Source organism: Nostoc sp., from assembly GCF_036917575.1.
GTDB lineage: Bacteria > Cyanobacteriota > Cyanobacteriia > Cyanobacteriales > Nostocaceae > Nostoc.
Genome location: NZ_JBALDC010000065.1, coordinates 1 through 25,551 on the forward strand (window position 1 = coordinate 1; position 25,551 = coordinate 25,551).

The following is a 25,551-nucleotide window of genomic DNA, read 5'->3' on the forward strand; positions in this document are numbered from 1 at the left end:
TTATACGAGCGCCCATATTTCACTTACCTCGGTAGATACATTCTACGTATTTATTTATCTTTACATAGTTTGGTTTTTTCACGTCGTTCTACTTATCTCTTTCCAAGGTGTTTGCTCTAATTTCTGGAATAGCATCAAAGATATTGACATCCAGTATAAGCCAATCGTAGTTTTGTAGCTTTTCCACATAATCTAACCGAGCTGCCATAAATAACCCAAATCCTCTTCCTCCGCGAATCGATTTTTTGATAAACATATCTCCCTGATATGCTGCTTTGAGAACTACATCAGGAATTTCAAACCAGCAATAAAGTTTCTTGCGCTTTGGATCTGTTTCTATAAAAGGATACTCATACTTAAGTTGATCCTGAAGATAATTATCAATTTGTTTAAATGTATAAGCTAGTTCCATCTTGGTAAAAGATTGTTTAGTAACAGCAACTACCTTATACCAATTTAATGTGAAGCTGCATAGAAAAGAGCTTCTAGGATAAAGTTATAAGAAGAGACAGATATTACCTGCTCAAATGTAAGTTGGTCGAATATTTCTTGAATGCGATGCCTAGGGCGGGCTACGCCTACGCGTAAAGTTTGTAGACAAGAGAAAAGTTCGTTTTTGAGTATTTTTTTTACTAACTGCCAAAGTCTCTCAATTGGATTCAGTTCAGGGGCATGAGGTGGCTGAAGCAGAGGAATAATATTCTCTGGCCAGCGAATCACCGAACTTGTTTTAGCAGGTGATTGATCAATCTGTAAAATTGCGTAATCATAGCCTAATTGTTGAGATAATCCGTCCAAGAACTGCTGAAAGTATTCGCCATTAAGTTTTGGATCTTCATGCTCGAAATGCTTTCCTGTTAAAGGTTCAATTGCACCATAAATCCAAAAATTTTCCCTTTCCCATTTCACCTCAACAGTAGGCTTGACTCCAGAAGCAGTAATCATTTTTCCTGTGAGAGTTTTCAGTCCAACCCTAGTTTCATCCTGGCACAGGTAGCGAACACACTTAACACGTGCTAGAAGTTTTTCCAGGCTTAGTAGAATCACACCGAGTTTTTTTTAAATTCAGATATCAGTTTTTCGTCCTGCTTATAGCTTTGGGGGCGTGGTACTTTGAGTTTGGCACCAAATCGATATCGAACCCAGGCATAGACTGTCCCATACTCGATATCCAACCCATGTTGGAGTTTTAACCACTCGACTATTGCACCGTAACTACTAAACCCTTTCCCTGTTTTCAGCTCCTGCTTGAGTGCTGCGATCGCAGCATCATTTATTTTTCGGTTTGCGCCTGGTGCTTTCTTAATGGACAATAACCTAGAAAGCCCACCCAATCTATATTTTTGTAACCATCTTGTCACTGTTGAAGTATCTCTCCCCAAGCGTTTCCCTAATTCCTGCTGTTCCTTTACCTGCCCACTTTTAAGCCACCACAACATCTGTAACTTTTCTTTCTGGTTTCCCTGCCTAGCTGTCTGTAGGCGTTTTTTTAGTTCCTCTTCGCTCTCTGCGATTTCAATCTTAAATGGGCGGCTCATAGGTACTTGAACTTATCCAGTTTGCTTCTTTTTATTATATGCAGCCTCATATTAAATTGGTATAAGGTGCTTATGATGAGCATATTCTCCTAATTTCACTAAGTAAGACTGTTTTACTTGTAGAGGTCGCAACGTACCATCTCGTAAAATAAAATCTCCAGCCTTTGTTTCTGGGCGCTCAATTATTTCAAAAATAAGCGCAATCTCCAAAACTTCCTGACAGAATCCCAGCAGTGTTGATAGATTCACACAAATTTGTTCTCTTTTGTAGGCGAAAACTTTATCTGGTATATCTTCTAAAAACTTCAATAAACTTTTTATTGGCTCTAAAGTTAGAAGCTCATCGTAAATATCATTCAAGTGACCTGGATGTGTAATAAGAATATTCTGTGGATAATATGCCTGTCCAAGTATTACTGGATCATCGAATGAGTTCATCCTAATTTGCTTACCCTTGTGAAAGCAGATGTAACCACCAGCATAAATAGCGATACATAGAACCGTTATATAATTGCTCACTGTTATAACTGCCATCTATCGCATAAAATCTTCTGTCAATGTCATCAATTTGATCGAATGGAATGATTTCAAATATTTGAGGAGTTTCTATATTCTCCTCGTGCCCAATTACAGGAATACCATAACTTTTGTTGCTTCTTGTGTTGATATGTTTGGCAACCAACTCAATAGCACTATCTGGGATTTCTTTTCCTGGCATATCTTGCCTGTAACAATATTGCTTTAGAAGATTTGACCTAAGTTTTCTCCTCTTAGTATAATATTTGTCAGGTAGCTTGTTGTACAAGTATTATCATTTATGTCTACGATGCCTAAGCATAGTTCAATTTAGGCATAGTTAACTACCCTATACCTGTTAAATGTGCGGGATTCTCCATACGGTGTACCCCATTGTTAACCTATTGGCACATAATAGAGTTTCATAACACAAGAATCACCCGCAGATCAACTACAAACATCAAGCGATCGCTTATGGTGTTTTCTCCCCCTGCTTGACACTGACTACTCTATGCCCAATATCTCTCCGGTAATACATTCCCTGAAACTGAATATGTTTGATACCTGCGTAGGCTTGAGCGATCGCTTGCTCAAAATTTTCCCCGATTCCCGTCACATTTAATACTCGACCCCCATCTGTGACTATTTCTTTTTGTTGGTTCAGCTTTGTACCTGCATGAAATACAGTTGCTCCTGTTGCTTCTGCCTCTTCAATGCCAGTAATCACCTGACCCTTATGATATTCTCTTGGATAACCACCGGAAGCGGCAACAACAGTGGCAGATGCTCCTCCTTTCCAAGCAATGGGTGGCAATTCACTTAATCGCTGCTGTACACAGGCTAGAATCAACTCTTCTAGGGGTGTTTCTAACAGTGGCAAAATCACCTGGGTTTCGGGATCGCCAAAGCGACAGTTAAATTCCAAAACTTTCAAGTTGCCATCGGGTGCAATCATTAACCCAGCATACAGCACGCCTCGGTAATCAATGCCTTTGGCTCGTAAAGTGGCGATCGCCTTTTCTAATACTTCTGTTTGAATGCGTGCCATCAACTCTGGTGTAGCGATAGGTGCGGGGCTGTATGCTCCCATGCCACCAGTATTTTCCCCTGTATCACCGTCACCAATCCGTTTATGATCTTGAGCTGGTAATAAGGGTCTAATTGTTAACCCATCAGTTAATGCTAAAACTGACACCTCTTGCCCAATCAAACATTCTTCAATGACGACAAATTCACCAGCACTGCCAAATTGTCCTTGAAAAATTGCATCAACGGCACTTTCTGCCTGTGCAACTGTTTCAGCTACCGTTACACCCTTACCAGCCGCCAAGCCATCAGCTTTAACAACAATTGGCGCTCCCTGAGATTTGACATAAGATTTAGCTGCCGCAGCCTCCGTAAATACCGCAGCCCTGGCCGTCGGAATCCGTGCTTCTAGCATCAGGGCTTTTGCCCAAGCTTTACTCGCTTCAATTTGCGCTCCCGCTCTGACTGGGCCAAATACCATCAATCCTTTGTCTTGGAGGTAATCTGTGATTCCCTTTGATAGGGGGACTTCTGGCCCAACAATTACCAGAGTTATGCCATGTTCTAGAGCATATCGGCTCATTCCCTCAAAATCATCTACTGCTAAGAGCAAGTTTTGGCAACCTTTCATACTTGCCGTGCCCCCATTCCCTGGTACACAGATAACTTGCTCAATTTGCTTAGATTGCAACAGTTTCCACGCCAGAGCGTGTTCGCGCCCCCCATTACCAACAACTAAAACTTTCACTGATTTCCTCGTGCGTCTCTTGCAAAATGAGAATACCTGATTCGGCTCTCGCAGAGCAATTTTTTCATTAATTCTTACACTTGTGCAAGCCTCTGATAGCTCAATCACACCAGTAGGGTGCGTTACGGATTTCATCCCAACGCACCAAATTTTTAAGAATGATGCGTTACGCTCTCGCTAACACAACGCCAGTTTGCACAAGTCAGAAAACCTGCTCAAGTAACTGGTTTTTTATGTATTTTTTGAAAAACAAAATAATAGTCCTCTATTTGCGCATTACTTTAATTATTTTAACTGTTGAACTATTTTGAAAATTAAATTTTAACTATATTTATTCTCCAAATTAAATTTCACTCATTATGACAGTTTTAATTTTTATTATTAGTTATTAAATCAAGTTAATAACATATTATTTAATATTAATATATTAGTTTGATTATCTTTCATGCTGATAAAAATCAAAATAAACTATGAAAAAAGGCTCAATTCATAACCAATTTATGATTATAATTATTAACTTGTGAATATCGCGGTTAACCAGGATATAAAATAATCGATAATATGGCTAAAAGTATCGTTACTGGAGTCGCAGGCTTTATTGGTTCTCAGCTTGCAGAAAAATTACTAGAACAAGGAGAAGAAGTAATCGGAATTGATGAATTCAATGATTATTACGATCCGATGTTAAAGCGTAACAATATTGCACACTTAGATCGTTCACCTGGCTTTACATTAATTGAAGGAGATATTCAGTCTTTAGATTGGCAGAAACTCTTAAAAGATATTCATGTAGTTTACCATCAAGCGGCACAAGCAGGTGTAAGAGCAAGTTGGGGTAAAGCGTTTCGAGATTATACAGAACGAAATGTTAACGCTACACAAGTTTTGCTAGAAGCAGCTAAGGATGCTAAAAATCTGAAAAGATTGGTGTTTGCCTCTTCATCTAGTGTATATGGTGATGCAGAAACATTACCTACCCACGAGAGAATTTGTCCTCAACCAGTTTCTCCTTACGGTATTACAAAACTAGCAGCAGAGTTTTTGTGTGAACTGTATTACAAAAACTTTGGTGTGCCTTGTGTTACATTACGCTATTTTACAGTCTATGGTCCCAAACAGCGTCCGGATATGGCATTTCATAAGTTTTTTCAATCCATTTTGCACGATGAGGTGATTCCTATTTACGGTGATGGCCAGCAAACGCGAGAGTTTACGTTTGTTAGTGATATTGTTGCCGCTAATTTAGCCGCCGCTACCGCACCCCAAGCAGTGGGAGAAATCTTTAATATCGGTGGTGGTAGCAGGGTGGTTTTAGCAGAAGTCTTAAATACGATTGAAGAAATTGTTGGGAAGCCAATCAAAAGGAACCACATAGAAAAAGCGATGGGAGACGCGCGCCACACGGCTGCTGATGTATCTAAAGCGCAGAAAATTCTCGGATATCAGCCACAAGTCTCTTTAAGAGAAGGTTTGATACAGGAATGGGAATGGGTGAAATCTTTGTATTCCCTATCCTCCTAATTTTTTTCATTCTCCTTATCTTTATTAACTGTTATGTAAACCTTATGAATAAGATTTTTGCCCTTAGCTGGTAGTCAAAACAACACCTTGGCGCACAGTACGCTTGCGTTGGTGAGTACAAACCAGACAAATGCTTGAGTATCGAGCAGAAACTTCATAGTATGTAGTCGTGAAAGTCTTCCAAGTGGGTTTCATCTTCGGACTGGATGGTTAGTGTTCCGATTGCACTACCAGGCTGGCGAGGCTTTCGGGGTGGTTGGAATTCACCAATCAATCTGGCAACGGTGCGTAGGTGTAGCCCGTCGTAGACATCGCCGGAAAAAATCTACACTTCTTCACCGGGTAGCAGACTTGCAATCAGTTCAGGTAAACGAAGTTGAGCTTCTGTTAATGCAATCCGTGCCATTGTTTTGTACTTCTATGCGTTAGCCTAAAACTTTGGCAGAGCCATCGCTCTTGCTTAATTTTACAAGTATCTTAAATTTAGGCGATCGCCTGTCTAATTAGTTTAATCCTTAGCTCACCTATTCCCATGATTGAAATTCATCAATGGCGCTACGAATTAAGGAAGTGATTTGAGCGCGACGGGTTTCAAAGTTGGCGGCGATATAAATCAGTAAAATGCCAACTAACAACCCAACTACCCATTTTAAAAAGGAATACTGCAAGCTGAAAATTACCGATTGATAAATTGTAGTAATTAAAAAAGTGGCTGTACCAATGTAGAGAAAAGCTCGTACTCGTAAAGCTAATCCAGCAAAAATGGCGATGAGACTGAAAATTCCCGGTATCCAGGCTGTATTTTGATGAAATAAAATTGCCCACCCACAAATTAAGCCACTCCCTAGCACTCTCAGAAGATGACGAGATGTTTTGTATTCTGGTAGCTTCAGTTGAATATCTACTTGAGCAATATAAAGCAGTGATAACCCAATTAGTGTTACATACCACAAAGTATCAGTCAAGCGTAAAGAATCAAACCAGCGATAAAGTGCCCAATCAATCAACGCCACACTAATATAGGTGAAACGGATATTTTCACCTACTTTTGCAAGGAAGATGTAGAATCCAGCCGCGATTATTAAGGTTATGGGGTAAGTTTGCAGTCTGGTTTCCCATAAAATGATCAGAGGTGTGATGTATGCAGCTTGTTGCCAAGGTCTTTTAGACCAACCCCAATTTTCCCAAGGTAGAATGTACAGAAAGTAGGCTACTATACAAGCGATCGCACCATTCCAAGGAACTAATGGCCCAGCCCAAAATCGCCCTACTGCTGTCTCTCGCCAATAAATCCTCATGCCGGCTACCTCTAATAACCCAAGGTAAACCCACATTTCGGCGATTGTAATTCCTCCGAAAAAACTGGGGGAGGTGCGTGAATTTCGTCCCTGAAAGATGGCATAGCGAATCAAAAATACTCCAGTTCCCAATCCCAGCAAACGGTTAATTCCAATGGGTGTAATAATAGCAGCCATTAATAAACAGCTACTCCAAACCCAATGAATATGGGCAATTCTTTTCAATTCTTGGGGAGTTAGGCGTAAGTAGCTGACTAGCCTTGGCGACAGAATGCGATAAGCATACATAATACTCGCGCCAAGGGCAGACATGGCAATTAATCCATCACCTAATGCTCCTCCTGAAGCTTGTGACATTTGATAAAACAAAAGTTCATAAGCAGAAATTGATACGCCAATAATTCCTAAATACAGCAAGGGTTTGAAGCTTTTGCGCCGTCGCCCCACGCCAATAATAATTAAAGCTACACCCAAGGAATACAAACCTGTCCATTCAGTGAAGGTGTTCAAACGCAGCAATACACTGAATGCACCATAAATTAATGGCAAAATGTGCAAGCTGCTAGGAAACTTTTCTAATTGATGTCGTCGCCGCCACCACTCGCCGACAAGTTGAGTAATTAAACCCAAGGCGATGTTTGCGATCGCAATTCTAATAATTGAGCGTTCCTCCAACCCTAACACCTGAGCAATCAACAATTCCAAACACCAACCAATCCCATAAAATGCCCAATTTGTCGGTGATCGCCAACTGCGATAAACAATGGCTGCCAGGGTTATTGCAGTGGCAATTAAGAACAAAAATCCTGAAGTAGTAAATCCTTGGTAAATCAGCACTAAGTGCAGCGTCAAACTCAACAATTCAAAAGCACACAAAGCGATCGCCCATTTATCACTAGCGGCTGCATAGATAACTGCTAATTCGTTACCGCGTCGATTCAAAACAGTCCGCGCTAACCATAGACTGAGAGTGGCGATCGCTCCGGTGACAAACCAACCTGCTACCGTTAGGCGAGGTAAACCAGGCACACCCGTCCACAGCAGCACTACAATGAAATTTAAAACAAATCCTTCTGTAATTACGGCAGATACTTGGTTTCGCAAATAGCGCGTATTTGCAAACATCAATCCAGCACCTACAGCTAAACCGATTAATCTGATTCCTGGTAGTTGTAAAGTCACTAACTGGGCAATTATCACAGCTAAGACACTCAAGTAACGGCTAGTAAGCCGCCGCTCGATAATTGTGGCATTGGCAACACCCGTCAGAGCTAAAGGCGTAACTAGCCATAAGACTCCCCAATCAGATCGGTTATCAGCGATGCCATACCAAGATGATTCTGCATTCATCCACAAGAGGAAAAAACTCGCTGCGGCTAGTCCTAAACCGATATCCCATGCACTACGTTGCCATAATCCTTCCTCTAAGCTAAATCGCCATTCTGCAACCATGAGAGCCAATAGAATACTTGCCCAAGCTTGTTGAGTCAGGCTGGGGAATAACCAATTAATCGTAAAGCAAAACGTCAGCACCCCCATGATGTGAGTTAGGTATACCAGGGGAAGAGATAAGGGGGAGCGGCGTTGAGTAACAAATGCCAAAGTGACGGTAGAAAATAGCAGATTTAGCGATCGCAATGTGGGATTTACTATAGCGATCGTTGTTAAAAAAGCTCCAAATAACAGAGCGAGCAGTTCGCCAAATTTAGCTAATTCTCGCTTTTGGCTGCAATACAAACTATCTGTAAGCGCCACCATCAAAATTACGTAGGGAAATAAAGCTATACCCAGTAGCGCCCAAGGTTGATTTTGAGAATTGGTGAGTTGAGTAGCAGTTGCGAGCGCTAATTTCTGTAAGTTATCAGGTACTAATCGCCAACCCAGCAAAATCGTCTGTAAGCCGATGACGAAAACTGCTGCAAAGTCTCGCTTTAAACTGTACTGCCACAAGCGACTCCCCACAAACCACAAACCAAAACCACTGACACCTATTGCTTGCCAAGGATAATTTTCTACCGATACCACCCAACCCAGAAACAGTAAAACGCCCCCAAGTGTTTCCCAGAGTAAAGAGTAGGGCGGTAAAAAAGCAAAATTTTCTGTTTGCTCCCCTGCTTTTCTGCTCCCCTGCTGTGCTAACCAAGTCATCAACCAGCCGCAAATGCCAATAGCTAACCCCAACAGTGTGACATCTACCTTGGTAACAAAAACTGCCCGCACCAACAATACTATTAAAGAATAAATAATTACAGCAGCAGGTAAGCTAATACTTAACCTCCGGCGATCGTCGCTGCCAGTATGAGGCTGTTGAAAAAGATTGTGATAAACGGTAATGATAGTTGTGGCGATCGTTGCCAGATAAACAGCAATTAAAGGAAATCCTCTTAATTGCCAACCCCAATGCAGATAACTCAGCATCAGAATATTTACCAGAGGTAATTTGCCAGGATGTAAATTGGTAAAAATAGTTCGATTTTTGGAGAGTAAAACAGTTATAGCAGTCAGGGTAGGACAGGCGATCGCAACTACAATCCAATCTATAGGATTTTGCCACAACCGAAAGCTATCCATTGCCCAAAAATTCACTGGCACTAATAAAAGAGTAGCAATCAGCAATGTCTGAGCCGTCAATCTGAGGTTATTTTGTCTAGTTGCCCAAAAGCTTAACCCCCAAAAACTCAAAGTATAAGCAAATAAAACCCCGTATTGTCCAGCAGCAGGAAACCTCGCCCATTGACTAGCAGCCAGTACCCCAGAAGATACGACTACTAAGAAAACCCCTAGAAAAAGTAGCCAACGCACACTCAGTTCTGCCCCCAAAGACTGCAACATTGTGCCAATGAAGTTGGGTTTAACTGGTTTTTGCTGTGATTTTTTACCAATACTAGATTGTAAAGCTGCTATGGGCAACTGTTGTACGGGGTCAGAAGTTGCAAATACTACCTTTGTTTTAGATTCAGCCTGGGGTTGCAACATTACCGCACACACCAGAAACTCTCGACATAACTGCTCGACTTGGGCATCAGATATTAGACCTAAACGCAGCCATATATCCAGTCCTTCTAATAATTGAGGATGGGAAGATGGCAGTCTTATTTCAATTTTTAGCGGGCGCTCAAGGGGCGATGACATAAGCGGCAGCAGTACAAGTATATACTTAAATTATTTGTTTAATTAAAGTATATTTTTGCTCTACCTGTGCAACTTATAAGGCTAATTGATATTAATTTTTAACCCAATACAGTTCAGATAAGCCCAAAACCCTAATGTATAGACGCGATTTATCACGTCTTTCAAGACCAATTATCTACACCAATAACCCTTAATCCAAGCAGATTGATTTTAACCTACAAGCGATATTACAAACACTAACTATCTGCTTTTATTTTCCACCTTGCAGTCTCCCAAACCTGAGACATCCGCGTGTGCTTGGTTTAATTAAGTTTTGTTATTTTCCAGAGAAAATTATCTACCTGCTGTAACTTTGATTTATAAACTTTTTCAACTCCAGCTTTTAAAAAGTCAGACGGCTCAAACAAGAACAAAAATATGTCACTAAAGCCATTAGTAATCTCTGGTAACTGATTTTTTCCTACAATTTGAAATCGTACTTTTGGATCGATTAATTCACTAAGTACTTGTAGTGGTGGAAGAATGTTATCTTCATCACTAATTAAAAGCGGTTTTTGACTCTGATTAATAATATTAGCAATTTCAGGATATTTTTGGTATTTTTCAGGGAATTGGTTCCACCAAATCTGCGCTTGAGAGTGAACCACACAAGATACAACTCCGCCCATAATTACCATAAACGCTACAAGTGACCAAAACTTTTTTTGCCAAGGTTGAGTATAAATAGACGTGATCTTAGTAGTAAATAGGTAAGCAACAGCTAACTGTATGCTTAAAACTGAAGGAAGTGTATATCGACTAGTAGCAAATCGCTTTTGAAAAACGAAATCTGTTACCAGTAAAGGAAGCCCTAGAGATCCAATCAAAGTTAAGATAAATAACCAAACTTTTTTAGAGGTTTTTCGACATACAAAATAAATAGAGTAGCTAATTAAAGCTAAAATAATTAAAATAAAAGGAATTAAAACAAACTTAAGTTTTCCTGGTTCGTTAGGACTAATACCTAAATCAAGAAACGCACGACTAAAGATCCCAGCCCACCTTGTAGCTGACATCAATAATGTTTGTTTAGTATCCGCCCAAGTGACTGCTTCTGGCTGAGGATTGGTAATAATAATCCAAATCCAAGGGAAAAAAGTTATAACCCCTGCAAGCAATGATAAAACGTAGTAAATTAATATTTTACTCAATCGAAAACCTTCGATTGCAACTACATAAATTCCCTGTGCAAAAGCAACCAAGATAAAAAGTAGATGGGTATAAAACCCTATTGATAACGTTGCTACATAAATACACCAACTAATATTTGTTTGAAGGCGCATGGCTCGCAGCAGTGCTACGCTCGATATTAATATGGCTACTATTGCTAAACTATACGATCGCGCTTCTTGTGCATACACGATATGAATAGGTGAAATAGCTACTAACCCGACGGCTATCCACCCTACTAATGAAGATTCAAATAATTCTTGACATAGCCAATAAATACAAGGAAAGGTAAGCAGACTAATAAATGCTGAAAAACTTCTGATAGCTACTATAGAATTGCCAAAGCACTTTACCCAAAACTGGGTAATCAAGATGTATAGTGGCAAAATCTGCGAGTCTTCTAAAATAAGCCCTTGAATCGTATCAACTATATTTTTTTCAGGATTAGGATACTGGTATTTATGTAAATCTTCTATGCCAATCAAACGACCATTAGCTAATTGCGTTTTCACTTCTGACTGCGTATAGCCAGATATACGTAATGATGAAAAAACTTCATCACCCCAATAAATTTTTTTGTCAATGTTGACAAAGCGAAAAAATACGCCTATTCCTAATAAAATGATAATTAAAAACTTTAACCAATATTTAGAAATAACCCATTTTTGTGATAATTGCTTTTTCATGTAGTTTTTAATTTCCTTAAAGCCTTAATCGTCGTTAGTAAAAAGGCAACTCATAAATTGTTATTAGTCTAGTGTTAATGAAAAAATAAAATTAGTATTTTGAAATAGGAGAGTAGATTAAAACTAAGAATTTATATATTTTACAAATTAAAAAATAAATAAAAGGCATTATTTTTTACCAGTATTTATTTTGCGGTTTTTGGCAAAATTATATTTACTATAAATATAATTATTTATTTTTCATCCTATAGTATAAATTAATCACTTAAATACTGATGTTACAAATAAAAATGTTTTGTAAATTTTATATAGAGTATTATAAAACACATATTTACATAACGAATATTACAGAGATATTATGATGAAATCGTTGTAAATTACAAAAAAGACACTTGTAGTAAAAATTTAGTGCTTGCTCTATACCCATTTAATTACGTAGCTAGCTTCTTAATCTGCGTTGCGAATTTTTACTTTTCCTTACTTAGACTAAATCGACCGTTGTTCCAACAGTTCTAAAATATCGCAAATAAATACTACGGTAACTTGATCGTTTTATAGTACTATGTTGAAATTGCGATCGCTTGCGAACACCGCCCTATTGATCGAATTATGGAGAATTGACATGAGCAACAAACACATTGAAGTCAAACAGGTAGCAGGTTTCATCGGTGCCGAAATCAGCGGCGTAGACCTGTCACATCCTTTGCACGATGATGCAGTCAAAGAAATTCGTCAAGCACTATTGAAGTGGAAAGTCGTGTTCTTTCGCGGTCAAAACATCGATCATGCGGCACAGATTGCATTCACGGCTCGTTTCGGTGAAGTGACTTACGCACATCCGCACGAAGATGAGCCGATTGAAGGCTTCTCAGAAATCCTGCCCATTGACCGCAGCCGTTACGAGCGGCGCAATGGTCTGCGCCGTTCCAGCTACGAGAACCGTTGGCACACCGATGTCACAGCAGTTGTAAACCCACCTGCGGGGTCAATTCTGCGTGCGGTTAATGTCCCTAGCTTCGGGGGTGACACACAATGGACAAATCTAGTTGCAGCCTATGAGGGTCTATCAGCACCCCTGCGGGCCTTGGCAGACACATTAAAAGCCGAACATCGCTTCAATGCGCGTTTGAATTTGCCCAGCAACAGCAAGCTTGCCCAGCGCATTGCAGCCAATCCCCTGGTTTCAATCCATCCAGTAGTAAGAGTTCATCCTGAGACTGGTGAACGCGCATTGTTCGTCAACCCTGGCTTCACCTCGCACATTATCGACGTATCACGACAAGAGAGCGATCTACTGCTTGAGTTATTCTTCAACCAGATCGCCAAGCCCGCCTACACCACCCGCTTCCGCTGGAATAACGGTGACATCGCTTTCTGGGACAACCGCGCCACCTCCCATTTGGCCCCTCAAGACTTGGATCATCTAGAAGTCGAGCGCGTCCTTTATCGCACCACTATTACGGGCGATGTTCCAGTTGGGCCCGATGGTTTCCGATCGCAAGTGGTTGAAGGTGAGGCGTTCAATAGCGAACTACCAACCGTATTGAAGAACAAAGCTGAAAAATTAGAAGCAGTACCAGCGCTTTCATAAGCTACAAAGTGGTAAACAAGGGCTACACTGTTCATAGCCCAGTTTACCTACTGAGGTATTAGCGAAATATAAATTTATTTGTGTAGCATTAAGTAATTTTTACAGCAACTTTGAATGATTCATGAAAACATTACGATCATTTTTGTTGAGTGAATAGCAATGTCTACACCTAACCCAAGCAATAGTTTAGAGACATGACCACAGCCTATTCCCTGGCGATAACTATATCGTTGGATTTAATAACAGCATAAGCTTCTTTCCCTTCAGACAAATCCAATTCTTCTACCGATACTCTGGTGATGATTGAAGTTAACTCAACTTTATGAACAATCTCTAACGTTACTTCACTATTAACGGCTCCAGTAACAACTCGTTTAACAACGCCCTTGAGAATATTGCGAGAGCTAACTTTGAGTGGCTTTTTTTGAACACTAATTTCTATCTCAGGTATTTGAGTGTATATATCTTCCTCTTTTGTGTTTATGGATGGTAGCAAATTTGATGGTGAAGAGTGTTGATTAAGACCACGTACCAGTTCTCGGAGAATCTCGGTCTTAGTTCGCTGAGACTGGCCACAAAACTCTTCCAAAATCTTTCGCTCCTCTTCTGAAGTTTGGAATGTTACCCATCCTTGTTCTTTTCTAGGCATATTTTTACCGATATAGTTGGTTAGATGTTGGTATTTTTGCTACTATTTTACCTAGCGTCAATTTTATGAAAGAAACCCTTCAAACACCTTTTCTATGAAAAGAAGACAAATTTTTGGTTTTTTAGGTATAGCGATCGCTGGCTTGCTGCTAGCAATTGGTTTACCGTTGGTTCCTCCTTCTCCAGTAATAGCACAGTCGAACACCAGCATACTCGTGTCCGCAGCTGCCAGCTTAAAAGATGCACTAGAAGAAATTAAGCCTTTGTACCAACAAAGTAAATCAAATATCAATATTAGTTATAATTTTGGGGCTTCTGGTGCCTTGCAGCAACAGATTGAGCAAGGTGCGCCAGCGGATATCTTTATTTCTGCTGGCAAAAAGCAAGTGGATGCTTTGGAAGAAAAAGGACTGTTGCTACCAGGTAGCCGTATTAACCTAGCAAATAACCGTCTAGTCTTGATTGTGGCTCAGGATGTTGTTGGCATTAGTAGCTTCTACAATTTAACAGATAGTAAGATTAAAAAAATTGCGATCGGTGAACCCAGAAGCGTACCCGCCGGTCAATATGGCGAGCAAGTCTTGAAGAAATTGAAAATTTACGATCGCCTCAAGTCGAAATTTGTCTTTGCTAACAATGTGCGTCAAGTTTTGGCAGCAGTAGAAAGTGGTAATGCCGAAGCAGGTTTAGTTTATGCCACTGATGCCAAAATTTCTAACAAGGTAAAAGTCGTAGTTGCTGCTGATGATAAATTTCATTCCCCAATTGTCTATCCGGTAGCAATAATTAAAAGCAGTAAAAATCCTTCTGCTGCCAAAGAATTTGTCCAGTTTTTATCTGGTAGTCAAGTCAAAACCGTACTCAGAAAATATGGGTTTATTGTGAGTTAAAATTAGGGGCTTAAGCCCCTTGTCTTGTTAATTGAAATTTAAGAAGCTGTGGACTGTAATTTTTCTAGTCGTGCCAGCACTTCTGAACTGTGAATAGTTGGGTTGACTTTGACAAAAGTCTCGCGCAAGACGCCTTGAGGATCGATGATGAAACTATGGCGCATAGATAAAAAGCCGATCCACGAACCGTAAGCTTTACTCACTGAACCATCTGTGTCAGCCAACAAGGGGAATTTTAGTCCTTCTGAATCACAAAATTTGGCATGGGAATCAATGTCATCAGCACTAATGCCAATAATCTGAGCGTTTTTTTCCAGGTATTGGGGTAAGTCTTGCTGAAAACGACGAGCCTCTATAGTACAACCAGAGGTGAAGTCTTTAGGATAAAAGTACAGCACTAGCCATTTACCGCGTAAGTCAGAGAGGGAAACTTTGCCATCACCTGTATTGGTTGGCAAAGTAAACTCTGGTGCGGGTTGATTAATTGCCGGAAGTTTACCACCAAGAGCATTAGCAACAGGGGTAAAACTCAGCCAGATGATCGCAGAAATACAACTTGCAAATAATATGCTTAAAAAAATGTAACGGGAAATCATAGTGAAAACCAGAATCACAACTTTACACAAGTTTACAATTCTTTGTTGCCAGAAATCTTATTCTAAGTGAGATTCAGGAGGGATATCTGTGCTTTCGATATATTGACTATCTAGGAGAAAGACCCCCCTAGCAAAGCGAATACCCCAATATCCACCGGGTCTGCGGTCAATGACTATACCTTCTTCACCGATGTGAATTACATTAGGGGGGCGTAGCATGGGCATAGGTTCAGCAGTTTTAACATAAGCTGGTAGTGCCACAACACGGACTTTACTACCAATTGCGAATTCTTTTGACATTTTAATCAAGCGGAGTTTTGATTAACTCATAACTCAAAACTAGCTTGAAAGTCTACTAAATTGAGCAGGGGAATAAATAGGGAAAGGGAAAGGGGATGAAGTTTTTCCCCTTTCCGCATCTTCTGCAAGAAGTCTATTAATTTTTAACTTTGCATCATAATTTATTTTGGGATTGAGATGGGTGGCACTGCCTACTCCAGAATTCTTATTTTTTGAAAGATTGATTATTGAGGATTGCCTTGTTGACGGCGTGAAGGAGCATTTTGACGGAATTGCTCTAATTTTTGCCGTTGTTCTGCGGTTAAGACTGCTTGAATCTGTTGTTTCTCAGACTCGTGGATTTGTCGCATTTGGGTTTTTTGTGCTTCAGTTAGATTTAAGTCAGCAAAACCACCCTTTCCTCGATGTTGACCAGGTTGCCGTTGACCTGTTTGCCCTTGAGCTTTACGCGCTTGCCATTCAGCCCGCCGTGCTTGTTTCGTTGCCTCTAATTTTGCTTTTTGTTCTGGGGTCAAAATTGCTTCAAGTTTGGTGCGGCTATCACGGCGAATCGTCTGAATTTGGTTTTTTTGGGCATCTGTTAGACCCAAATCTTTCCAAGGGCCTCTTTCTTTTTGTGGAGTTTGTGCAAGCAAGACGGGTGAAGGAGAGGCTGTTTGAGCGTGAACGGCAAAGGAGGTTGCAGTTAAAGTGAGAGCGATGACGGAAGCAACTAGCGATAATGCTTTGAGTTTCATTACTTGTCTGGTGGTTTTTTCCTGGTTGGATGCCACTATCATAAGAACTTATCTTCAGCAGTTACATGAGGAGAAAGTCATGGTTATGCCCATGACTTTAGTCATGATTGACAATAGATAGTTAAAAGTTAAAAGTTAGGAGTTATAAAATGAAAATTTTGATTATGATGATTTTATAAGTCATTATCTAGCTGATTAAATAACTGCTTTGTTATTGAAATTTACTTTTTATTTCTCACTTATCAAAAAAAATAAGCGGTGAAATATCTACCAAAACTTTCAGAATTATTAACTTTTAATTCCTAACTTATAACTGAAGCAATGCGAATAATGAGTCCTCCAACTGAAATTAAGAAACATCCTTTTCCATCTCTGCTTTATCTGGAGTGGACATTACTAGCGATTACGGCACTGACAGCTGTTATACCACCTCCGTTACGGCGTTTTCGTCCCAAGCCTCTAGAACTATCAATTTGTGGTGCATTTCCAGATTTGTCAGGTTGTAGCATATTACCAGAACTATCAATTTATAGTCTGATTGTTTTTGCAGTAATGGGCTTAAGATTACCCAGAAAGAACCAGACAACTAAAATAATATATACAACTATCGAATTCTTTCTAATTTTAATAATTGGGCTTTTTGGGGAAAGATTTGCTCGGCTTTTTCCTTTTTTATATATCATTTTAGTGACTCGCAGTTGTTTAATTTTTCAGTTAAATGGGCGTTTATTCGTTACAGCTTTGTCATTTGCCTTATTTTTAATTACTACACAACTAAAATATCAGTTATTCAATTTTCAAGCATCGCCGCAGGCACAAGAGCGATATCGATTTTTGATTTTGAATTCGTCGCTAGTATTTGGCTTAAGCTTAGTTTTTGTGTTGTTGCTGATGAATGCAGTTTTGTCTGAACGACAAAGTCGAGAAAAGCTAACTCTTGCTAACGAAAAACTCCGTCAATATGCCATGCAAATTAAAAATCAAGCTACCTTAGAAGAACGTAACCGCATTGCTCGTGAAATTCATGATTCATTAGGACACTCTCTGACTGCTTTAAATCTACAATTAGAAACTGCTTTAAAACTATGGCAATCTAACCCAGGTAAGGCTGAAACATTTCTCGCAACTGCAAAGGAATTAGGTTCAAAGGCGCTAAAAGATGTTCGTCAATCTGTTTCTACTATGCGTTCTAATCCCTTACAAGAACAATCTTTAGAAGATGCGATCGCTAGTCTTTCAAAAAATTTTCATCGTTTTAATGGGATATTACCAATTTATCAAATCAACCTAGAATATTCTCTACCACCTGAAATAAATACTGCTATTTATCGAATTACTCAAGAATCTTTAACTAATATATCTAAATATGCGGATGCCACAGAGGTTAAATTGGAACTAACTACGACTAAAGGCAATTTGCGATTGGTAATTCAGGATAATGGTAAAGGTTTTGATGTAGAGCAAAATACTACTGGTTTTGGACTTCAGAGTATGCGCGATCGCACTTTAACACTTGGGGGTAAGTTCGATATTAATAGCGCTCTTGGCTATGGTTGCAAAATTACAGTTAATATTCCATTAACAAGGCTAACATAATGATTAAAGTATTGCTGGTAGATGACCAAAGTTTAATTCGTCAAGGATTAAGAGCGTTATTGGAACTAGAACCAGATTTAGAAATAGTTGGAGAAGCAGAAAACGGCGAACAAGCGATTAATTTTGTTGCAAAATTTCAGCCAGATGTAATATTGCTAGATATCAGAATGCCGATTATGGATGGAGTTGCAGCTACGCAGGAGATTCAAAAACGTTTTGCCAAAACTAAGATTTTAGTACTAACGACTTTTGATGATGATGAATATGTATCAGCAGCTTTAAAAAATGGGGCAATGGGTTATTTATTGAAAGATACACCATCAGAAGAATTAGCTGTTGCTATTCGTGCCGTTCATAAGGGATATACTCACTTAGGCCCAGGTATAGTTAAAAAGCTGTTGACTAAGTTTTCTCATGTTGCATCAACCCAGTCACCACCTGTACCATCTAGTTTAACTGAACTTACTCCTAGAGAAAAAGAGGTTTTGCGGTTAATTGCTACAGGCGCTAGTAACCGAGAAATTGCTCAGGAACTCTACATTTCTGAGGGAACGGTGAAAAATCATGTTACAAATATTTTAAACAGATTAAATTTGCGCGATCGCACTCAAGCTGCGATTTGGGCAAATACATATTTATCCTATTTAAATGAGCTAAGTTAAATAATTCGTAATGATGCTCCTACGTTGCTAATGTAATTATTTGCCGAGGTACTTCTACTAATGAATAAATTAGAAAGAATGATTGAATCAATCAGAAAAAAGCAAGCGATCGCTCATTATATCAAGCAGAGCGATCGTTAAACTTGAAGCTAAAACTATTATATTATTTAGATTAGTCTTAATTAGTCTTAATTGTTTTATGGAAGTTATTTTGGGTGACATCACAAAGTTAGAAGTTGATGCTATCGTCAATGCTGCAAATACTAGTCTGCTTGGTGGTGGTGGCGTAGATGGAGCGGTACACAAGGCATCTGGATCGAACCTAGTTGATGAGTGTAGGTCACTTGGAGGATGTAAAATTGGCGATGCTAAACTAACCAAAGGATATCGCTTACCTGCAAGTTTCATCATTCATACCGTAGGCCCGATATGGCGAGGAGGTAATCACGGAGAACCCGAACTTCTTGCTCAATGTTATTATAAATGTATGCAAATTGCCGCAGATCAAGAGTTTAATAGTTTGGCATTTCCTTGCATTAGTACAGGCATTTATAAATATCCTAAAATTTTAGCAGCTGAGGTTGCAGTGAAAATATGTTATCAACAGCTACAAAAAAATGGTTGTCCACAAAGAATAATTTTTTGCTGCTATGATTCAGAAAATTATGGAATATATACAAATATTTTAGGAGCTACGGATTAGACCGAAGATAAAGAACAAGATTTTTCGAGTTCCTTTGGAAGAAATACTCCTAAAAATAAGTTTTTTAGTAACTTATTTAAATAATTCCAAACATTCATTTTTCAAAACGTCTTTTGTGACTTTGATGCTTCTAAATGACTTAGCGATTACCTCTTCACAAGATATACTAATTTGTAATTGATTTACATTAATTAAATCTTGAATTGAAGCACCATATACAATTTCTGATAAACCACTCCAAACACAAGCAGTTGCACACATCGGACAAGGTTCGCCAGTTGTATATATGCTATAACCTTCTAAAGAAGGATTTTTAAGTTTAGCTGTTAAACTACGAATAGCATTGATTTCTGCATGGGCTGATGGATCGTTGTCTCTTCTCACAGTATTATGAGCTACGGCAATGACTTCGTTATCTTTAACAATCACTGCACCATAGGGTGCATCACCTTCTTTTGCTTCTGCCAATGCTAAACGCATAAAATATTCTGGGTTCATATAAGCTGAGGTTAACATAAGGATAATGATTAATAATATCGTATTTCTAATGTTATAACTGGGAATTAAGATGTATTAATAGTCGAATATGTTATTGAGCCGACAAGAAACAGAATTTTACCTAGAAGACTTAGAAACACCAATAGGTAAAGCGATTAATTTAACACTTGCCTCTTTGGTGCTAATATCATCAGGAATTTTTGTGGCAGAAACATATAATATTCCTGATGATATGCGGTTTCAGTTAAATGTAGCTGATACTGCGATCGTTATCATTTTCGCTGTAGAATATTTACTCCGCTTGTGGAGTGCAGAAAACAAAATTAAGTATATTTTTAGCTTTTATTCGATTATTGACTTAATGGCGATTATGCCATTTTTTATAGGTATGGTGGATATTAGCTTTATCCGCCTATTACGATGGTTTCGGATTTTACGATTAATTAGATTTATAGATAAAAAGTTTTTATTCGCTAGTATCAGCAGTGAAGATGGAATGATTTTTGCGCGAATATTATTTACGTTATTTGCAATTGTTTTTATTTACTCTGGCTTAATTTATCAAGTTGAGCATCCAGTTAATCCTGAAAATTATGGTACATTTTTGGATGCGTTCTACTTCTCTGTTGTCACAATGACAACTGTAGGATTTGGCGATGTTATTCCAATTTCGGAATTAGGACGCTTGCTAACAGTATTGATGATTTTTACCGGAATTGCATTGATTCCTTGGCAAGTGGGAGATTTAATTAAGCAAGTAGTGAAAACTGCTAATCAGGTAGAAATAGTTTGTTTAGGTTGTGGTTTAGCTTTTCATGATGTAAATGCTGGGTTTTGTCAGAGGTGCGGGACTAAGTTACCTAGTCGCAGGATTGATTAAACATCTGGTGAAATTAAATATGCGTTATCCACAATCCTTGGGAAGATGTAGCACTGCGATGTTTCTACATTCTTTTTCACTCCTATAGGATATCTCTCTTGAGGAAAACCCAGGTTCAATAACAATTACAGTTAGTGCTGTTGAAGTAGAATAATTGATAGAGTAAGAATAGTGCGATCATTTCCAAAAAAAATAGCCTATTCTTTGTAAAAGGCGATCGCAGCTTAATTTATACATTTTTATGGTGATCGCATACTAAAGCGATAACACACCTGACACACATAATATATTCTAATGTGAAAAATAGCTTCCAAGGGTTTTTATCTTACTTTGGTAAGGAAGGGTTCAATAAAAGTAGTTTTAGAAAAGAATCTGACAGAACATCAGCTTCGGTTTTTCTCAGGTTCAACCTAGCGGATATAAGATTTTGAAAGTAGTTTCAGGCAATATTAGGCGCTGATGGCTTGTTGTTCAGATTCAATTAGCTGATTATTCGGTATATCAAATCTAATAGTACTAGCCGCCCAGTCTTTGAAATCGGGTGCTAGCCAGACTAACTTACGCAGAATTTCATCATTGACCCATAGCACCAAGGGAAACTGGAACTGTTTCCGAAACTCATCTCGCATGATATTGGTACTAATAATTAGTTGGTTAATTGCCACTACAGATTCTAAGCCGCTTACCATCAAAGCTTCCGGTTGAGTAGTGCCAATTTCATTTGTAATCGCTGTGTATAATTTTTCATCTGTAGGCGAGAGCAAAATTTCATGGATATCTGCTGATGAGAATTCTGTTAACAAATTCAGCACTTGCTGCTGCCTTTGAACACAGTTACAACACACCAATAATAGTGAAAATTCTCCACCAGAAACCATCATCGCCCTTGCTAGTCTCTTAGTGGCTGCTATGCTGCTAACTTTGCCATTTTCTGAATTAGTTAAGCCGATCATTAAAAACACCCTTCTTTTCATTTTCAAGCATATTCAGTGATTCTACCCTATTAATTTCTATTTCAAAGTGTTAAATGGGTAACTTTCTTGACTTTTATCTGTAATATTAAGCATTATATATTGAACAAGAAGATGATGCATTATCTTATATTCACAATTTAGGGATAATGTAAAGATAATATCAATATAATGTCAGCAACAGGAAACACGCAAAGAATTAACAATTGGTTTATTACTGGATTTTCATAGATTTTTGCATCTGCTAGTAATTAAGTACTATCATAAGTAGCGGTAAAAAAAATACTCAGTAAAAGCTTAACAGCAAACGTTAGCAAGTGGCAAAACTTATAGCAGTTTTCAAATGTATCCCTACTTAAACATTAGGTTTTCCATGTCACCCTTATTTTGTGGTCGCATTATAACTTTGCTTCACGCTAACACCAGTTACTTACAGCAGTAAACCCTTTAGAGCAAGAGTTAACTGGCATCAGTGTGTCTTCCCTAACAAGCGATTTGGGGATGAATATTGAGTGTAGAGTAGTAAAATAGTCTTAGCCGAAGATGCAGAAATCTTGTTGCATTAAAGCTAAGTCATCCATTTGGTAGAACTGGAGATAGAAGATGTCGCTCCGTTAGTGGAGGACAGGGAATATTTAGCTTTTTAAGATTGAATTAGAACATTTGAACTATCATAACAAGTTTGGAATCTGCTCAATAGCTCCATTGTTTGAGGTTGATAGCCAATAATAAACCTATGTAAATATTTATTTAATTTTTTGGAAACCAATTAGGAATATCACACCATGCTATTTAAAGATCGGAGGTTTGCAGGTCAAGTTTTGGCTAAGGAGTTAACCGCTTATGCCAATGACCCAAATGTTTTGGTATTAGGGCTACCAAGGGGTGGTATACCTGTTGCTTTTGAAGTTGCCAAAACGTTAAATGCTTCCTTAGATGTTTTAGTGGTACGTAAATTGGGTGTGCCCGATCAAGAAGAACTAGCGATGGGAGCGATCGCTTCTGGGGGTGTGCGTATAGTTAATAAATATATTATCAGCCTGGTGAAAATATCCGATGAAGTAATTGCCAGAGTGGCGGCGCAAGAAGAACGGGAGTTAGAGCGACGAGAACGGCTTTATCGGGAAAATCGCCCCTTAAAAGATTTACAAGGACGTACAGTCATCTTGGTAGATGATGGTTTAGCCACGGGTGCAACCATGTGGGCTGCTGTTATAACTGTGCAAAAACAGCAACCTGCTAAGATTGTGATTGCTGTGCCTGTAGCTGCACCTGAAACTTGTCAAGAGTTAGAAACTGAGGTAGACGAAATCGTTTGTATTTCCAAACCCAGCCCTTTCCAGAGCGTTGGTCTTTGGTACGAAAGCTTTCCTCAAACTACTGATGAAGAAGTCCGCGACTTACTCGCAAAAGCGACAAAGAACGGTAGAGCAATACCTCTTGCTACGTAGATAAAGATTAAGTTCATGAGATAGTCTTAACTCATCAACTGAAGTTTTAACGGCACAGAAATCAAACGGTGTGATGATATGAAATCATCATCGGTTCGACACGTCAATAACTTTAAATTTCGGCTTACAAAGCAAGCATTCGGCTCAGATAGCCAGACGATATCTTGAACATAGTCAACCTTTCAAGTACTTCTGTTCTGGATGGACTTAAGAGCGATGTCTAAGACAAGCCGCTTTGCGTCTACGCTTCTGGTCGTGACGGAAAGCTCTAATAACGTCGCCTGAAACCCTTATTCTTTCGTCAGCTTTCATAATTTTGATGGATAGCGAATCCTATCGTCTTTTTCTACCGAATACTTGAGAGTTAAGTTTTGTACCGTATTCAAATTCATTTAGGAAATAAAACAATCGCTCTTAAGAAAACGATCGCTTTTGCTCACTTTTGATCGGTCAGAGATGTCTTCAACATAACCGATCGCTGGGAATTCTCTACTAACTGTTTGCCACATTCCTTACAGCGATAACACTGTTTCCCGCGTCGATACCCGTTTTTGGATAACTGCTTCGATTGACAGCGAGGACATATCATTACTTTCATTACATGACTCAACCGATTGTCATCCATATATGGCTCTAAATATGAAACCATCAAATCTTCAATCTGTTGAGTCAACTGTTTACGGTACTCCTCATCGGGGCTGCGAAGTGCCGCTAGCATAACCGCATTGCTACTATGCACACACACTTCTGCTAGTAAACTGTAATGTTCCTCCTTCAGTGCGGGATTTCGCTGCTTCAGCATATTCGCCATAAAGTTGATCGCCTCTTGGGTCATGCTTTCATCGATCGACTGGAAAATTTCGCGTGCTAGAAAAAACTGCACAAACACTACCCGTGATACCGGCTGTTCAAACAGTTTTGCAACAGTCGTTACAAGCGCATGAATCATTTGACGGAATGGCAACTGAACGATTATAAGGATGTCTATCTGTGCCCACATAGCCTTCACCCGCTCAACATGGCGTAACTCCATCGCCTTGAAAATAGCAGCTTTGTCAGGAAAAAATTGATACAGAGAGCCGATCGCTGTCCCTGCTTTTGCTGCAATCTGATGAGTTGTTGCTGCTTCATAGCCCATTTCATCAAATACAGCAGCAGCAGCATCTAGGATTTTTTCAACTCGTTCCTTACCTCGCTGCTGTTTGGGTTGGTGGCGCAAGCTACTTGACGAATGCGAATATTTTGTCATATTTTGAAAATGCGACAAATCTTTCACAATTTTATCTTTAGTGGAGAATACTATGCAATCTATGCTTCTTGGAGCGCCTTGGTTGTTAGCACACAAGTCTATGCTGGCAGTGAATCAACCTCGAAAAATTTCTTTGTATGGTGCTGACTATGTGATGTGGAAGGATACTGTTGGAGACATCCATGCTTTACCCAACGCTTGCCCCCATCTGGGAGCAATGCTATCAGAAGGATGGTGCGAAGCCCAAAGCGATCGCACAAGTGCTATAGTCTGTCCGTTTCATGCCCTGAAGTTTGATGGATCGGGCTGCACTGTGTTGCCCGGATCGAGCAAGAAAACGTTACCCCAACTGAAACCTTTAGAACTAAAAATTCAAGGTGATTTCGTCTGGTCTTATGGGGAATATCAGCCAAAAATATCCATTCCTACTGTGCTGAATGAAATTACAAACACTTACTACTTTGTTGGGCATACCGCAGATCGAAGTATTGAGACAGACTTACTAACTATGCTGCTGAATATGCACGACTACAATCATCAAAACGGCACTCACCGAGACTTATTTCGGATTACTGAGGTGGAATTTCATCAATTCATTGATAATGGACATCACTCCCATGCGTTTTATGAAATGCCCACGACCCCTTACAGTTTAGTGGAGAAGCTCAGAAAACCAGATTTATTTCTGCTACCTAGCACTATTAAGGCCCATCTAGAAAATCATTTCCCATCCCTGGTAATTTTTCATGGAGAAACGCCGTTGGGTAAAGTGGCGCAGTGTCACATTTTTGTGCCAGAAACGGAGAATCGGACACGAACTTACATTTTGCTATTCGGTCAAGCCAAGCATCCTGCTTTTAAAGTTTTTGGCAACACTTATCTTAAGTTTGGCAAGGTCATAGTGGATCAAGATTCTGATATTCTTGGAAAAATTTATCCAGATACGCCTCAGAAAATTAAACTCAACAATGAAATAGGTATGGATTGGGTACGACGTAATTTTGAAAGTTTTCCTAATGTAGTTTCACCTAACCTTTCTAAGTAAATTTTGAGAATATTTTCAGATGTTGCTACTTTACCTATAAATGCCTAAATGTAGTTGGTC

The 25,551-nt window shown here is 39.2% G+C and carries 25 protein-coding genes; 10 read left to right on the forward strand and 15 right to left on the reverse strand.

The window, feature by feature from the left end:
• Window positions 1-88 precede the first annotated feature (88 nt).
• The 6 genes from V7K79_RS19075 to purD form a co-directional block, all read right to left on the reverse strand.
• The gene (locus V7K79_RS19075) at window positions 89-412 is read right to left on the reverse strand and encodes a hypothetical protein (RefSeq protein ID WP_335049565.1); all 324 of its coding nucleotides are present in this window, start codon (window positions 410-412) and stop codon (window positions 89-91) included.
• A 44-nt stretch (window positions 413-456) separates the two neighbouring features.
• Entirely contained in the window at window positions 457-1,047 is a 591-nt protein-coding gene (locus V7K79_RS19080) for a transposase (protein ID WP_335049566.1), read from the reverse strand.
• Complete coding sequence (locus V7K79_RS19085; protein ID WP_335049567.1) at window positions 1,044-1,538, reverse strand: helix-turn-helix domain-containing protein; 495 nt, start codon at window positions 1,536-1,538, stop codon at window positions 1,044-1,046. The genes V7K79_RS19080 and V7K79_RS19085 overlap by 4 nt, the downstream gene beginning before the upstream one ends.
• Before the next feature lie 51 nt (window positions 1,539-1,589).
• The gene (locus V7K79_RS19090; protein WP_335049568.1) at window positions 1,590-1,976 is read right to left on the reverse strand and encodes a hypothetical protein; all 387 of its coding nucleotides are present in this window, start codon (window positions 1,974-1,976) and stop codon (window positions 1,590-1,592) included.
• A 10-nt stretch (window positions 1,977-1,986) separates the two neighbouring features.
• Window positions 1,987-2,256 (reverse strand): hypothetical protein, encoded by a 270-nt coding sequence (locus V7K79_RS19095; protein WP_335049569.1) that lies wholly within the window; start codon window positions 2,254-2,256, stop codon window positions 1,987-1,989.
• Between the two features lie 270 nt (window positions 2,257-2,526).
• The gene (gene purD, locus V7K79_RS19100) at window positions 2,527-3,828 is read right to left on the reverse strand and encodes a phosphoribosylamine--glycine ligase (RefSeq protein ID WP_335049621.1); all 1,302 of its coding nucleotides are present in this window, start codon (window positions 3,826-3,828) and stop codon (window positions 2,527-2,529) included.
• A 561-nt stretch (window positions 3,829-4,389) separates the two neighbouring features.
• On the opposite strand from purD, the gene V7K79_RS19105 reads away from it, so the two are divergent.
• Together V7K79_RS19105 and V7K79_RS19110 are read left to right on the forward strand one after the other, a co-directional pair.
• Window positions 4,390-5,349 carry an NAD-dependent epimerase/dehydratase family protein gene (locus V7K79_RS19105; protein WP_335049570.1) on the forward strand — a complete coding sequence of 320 codons (960 nt, stop codon included), beginning with the start codon at window positions 4,390-4,392 and terminating at the stop codon, window positions 5,347-5,349.
• 213 nt (window positions 5,350-5,562) lie between these two features.
• A complete protein-coding gene (locus V7K79_RS19110) occupies window positions 5,563-5,778 on the forward strand; it encodes a hypothetical protein (protein ID WP_335049571.1) in 216 nt (71 codons plus the stop codon).
• Window positions 5,779-5,873: 95 nt separating this feature from the next.
• On the opposite strand, the gene V7K79_RS19115 is transcribed toward V7K79_RS19110, so the two are convergent.
• Window positions 5,874-9,779: a DUF2157 domain-containing protein gene (locus tag V7K79_RS19115; protein WP_335049572.1), complete on the reverse strand. Its 3,906-nt coding sequence runs from the start codon at window positions 9,777-9,779 to the stop codon at window positions 5,874-5,876.
• A 302-nt stretch (window positions 9,780-10,081) separates the two neighbouring features.
• Window positions 10,082-11,674 carry a glycosyltransferase family 39 protein gene (locus V7K79_RS19120; protein WP_335049573.1) on the reverse strand — a complete coding sequence of 531 codons (1,593 nt, stop codon included), beginning with the start codon at window positions 11,672-11,674 and terminating at the stop codon, window positions 10,082-10,084.
• A gap of 622 nt (window positions 11,675-12,296) precedes the next feature.
• Between V7K79_RS19120 and V7K79_RS19125 the strand changes: the two genes are divergently transcribed.
• Window positions 12,297-13,265: a TauD/TfdA dioxygenase family protein gene (locus V7K79_RS19125; protein ID WP_335049574.1), complete on the forward strand. Its 969-nt coding sequence runs from the start codon at window positions 12,297-12,299 to the stop codon at window positions 13,263-13,265.
• A 205-nt stretch (window positions 13,266-13,470) separates the two neighbouring features.
• Here V7K79_RS19125 and V7K79_RS19130 read toward each other — a convergent pair whose 3' ends face one another.
• The gene (locus tag V7K79_RS19130; RefSeq protein WP_335049575.1) at window positions 13,471-13,914 is read right to left on the reverse strand and encodes a TOBE domain-containing protein; all 444 of its coding nucleotides are present in this window, start codon (window positions 13,912-13,914) and stop codon (window positions 13,471-13,473) included.
• A gap of 94 nt (window positions 13,915-14,008) precedes the next feature.
• Here V7K79_RS19130 and modA point away from each other — a divergent pair, with 94 nt between their 5' ends.
• Window positions 14,009-14,803 carry a molybdate ABC transporter substrate-binding protein gene (gene modA, locus V7K79_RS19135; protein WP_335049576.1) on the forward strand — a complete coding sequence of 265 codons (795 nt, stop codon included), beginning with the start codon at window positions 14,009-14,011 and terminating at the stop codon, window positions 14,801-14,803.
• Window positions 14,804-14,841: 38 nt separating this feature from the next.
• Here the strand turns inward: modA and V7K79_RS19140 are convergent, their stop codons facing one another.
• From V7K79_RS19140 to V7K79_RS19150, 3 genes are all read right to left on the reverse strand, one after another.
• Window positions 14,842-15,399, reverse strand: coding sequence for a peroxiredoxin (locus V7K79_RS19140; RefSeq protein ID WP_335049577.1), 558 nt, complete (start codon window positions 15,397-15,399; stop codon window positions 14,842-14,844).
• A 57-nt stretch (window positions 15,400-15,456) separates the two neighbouring features.
• Window positions 15,457-15,699 (reverse strand): regulatory protein SipA, encoded by a 243-nt coding sequence (gene sipA / locus V7K79_RS19145; RefSeq protein ID WP_335049578.1) that lies wholly within the window; start codon window positions 15,697-15,699, stop codon window positions 15,457-15,459.
• Between the two features lie 224 nt (window positions 15,700-15,923).
• Window positions 15,924-16,436 carry a Spy/CpxP family protein refolding chaperone gene (locus V7K79_RS19150; protein WP_335049622.1) on the reverse strand — a complete coding sequence of 171 codons (513 nt, stop codon included), beginning with the start codon at window positions 16,434-16,436 and terminating at the stop codon, window positions 15,924-15,926.
• 330 nt (window positions 16,437-16,766) lie between these two features.
• On the opposite strand from V7K79_RS19150, the gene V7K79_RS19155 reads away from it, so the two are divergent.
• The 3 genes from V7K79_RS19155 (at window position 16,767) to V7K79_RS19165 (ending at window position 19,397) form a co-directional block, all read left to right on the forward strand.
• Entirely contained in the window at window positions 16,767-18,032 is a 1,266-nt protein-coding gene (locus tag V7K79_RS19155) for a sensor histidine kinase (RefSeq protein ID WP_335049579.1), read from the forward strand.
• Window positions 18,032-18,694 carry a response regulator transcription factor gene (locus V7K79_RS19160; protein ID WP_335049580.1) on the forward strand — a complete coding sequence of 221 codons (663 nt, stop codon included), beginning with the start codon at window positions 18,032-18,034 and terminating at the stop codon, window positions 18,692-18,694. Before V7K79_RS19155 ends, V7K79_RS19160 begins: the two co-directional genes overlap by 1 nt.
• 82 nt (window positions 18,695-18,776) lie before the next feature.
• Window positions 18,777-19,397, forward strand: coding sequence for an O-acetyl-ADP-ribose deacetylase (locus tag V7K79_RS19165; protein ID WP_335049581.1), 621 nt, complete (start codon window positions 18,777-18,779; stop codon window positions 19,395-19,397).
• 72 nt (window positions 19,398-19,469) lie between these two features.
• On the opposite strand, the gene V7K79_RS19170 is transcribed toward V7K79_RS19165, so the two are convergent.
• Entirely contained in the window at window positions 19,470-19,895 is a 426-nt protein-coding gene (locus V7K79_RS19170; protein ID WP_335049623.1) for a nucleoside deaminase, read from the reverse strand.
• Window positions 19,896-19,983: 88 nt separating this feature from the next.
• On the opposite strand from V7K79_RS19170, the gene V7K79_RS19175 reads away from it, so the two are divergent.
• Complete coding sequence (locus V7K79_RS19175; RefSeq protein WP_335049582.1) at window positions 19,984-20,775, forward strand: ion transporter; 792 nt, start codon at window positions 19,984-19,986, stop codon at window positions 20,773-20,775.
• A 449-nt stretch (window positions 20,776-21,224) separates the two neighbouring features.
• On the opposite strand, the gene V7K79_RS19180 is transcribed toward V7K79_RS19175, so the two are convergent.
• Window positions 21,225-21,728 carry a hypothetical protein gene (locus tag V7K79_RS19180; RefSeq protein WP_335049583.1) on the reverse strand — a complete coding sequence of 168 codons (504 nt, stop codon included), beginning with the start codon at window positions 21,726-21,728 and terminating at the stop codon, window positions 21,225-21,227.
• Between the two features lie 803 nt (window positions 21,729-22,531).
• On the opposite strand from V7K79_RS19180, the gene V7K79_RS19185 reads away from it, so the two are divergent.
• Complete coding sequence (locus V7K79_RS19185; RefSeq protein ID WP_335049584.1) at window positions 22,532-23,197, forward strand: phosphoribosyltransferase; 666 nt, start codon at window positions 22,532-22,534, stop codon at window positions 23,195-23,197.
• 436 nt (window positions 23,198-23,633) lie between these two features.
• Here the strand turns inward: V7K79_RS19185 and V7K79_RS19195 are convergent, their stop codons facing one another.
• The gene (locus V7K79_RS19195) at window positions 23,634-24,446 is read right to left on the reverse strand and encodes a TetR family transcriptional regulator (protein WP_442938955.1); all 813 of its coding nucleotides are present in this window, start codon (window positions 24,444-24,446) and stop codon (window positions 23,634-23,636) included.
• A gap of 61 nt (window positions 24,447-24,507) precedes the next feature.
• Between V7K79_RS19195 and V7K79_RS19200 the strand changes: the two genes are divergently transcribed.
• Complete coding sequence (locus tag V7K79_RS19200; RefSeq protein WP_335049624.1) at window positions 24,508-25,491, forward strand: Rieske 2Fe-2S domain-containing protein; 984 nt, start codon at window positions 24,508-24,510, stop codon at window positions 25,489-25,491.
• Window positions 25,492-25,551: the final 60 nt, after the last annotated feature.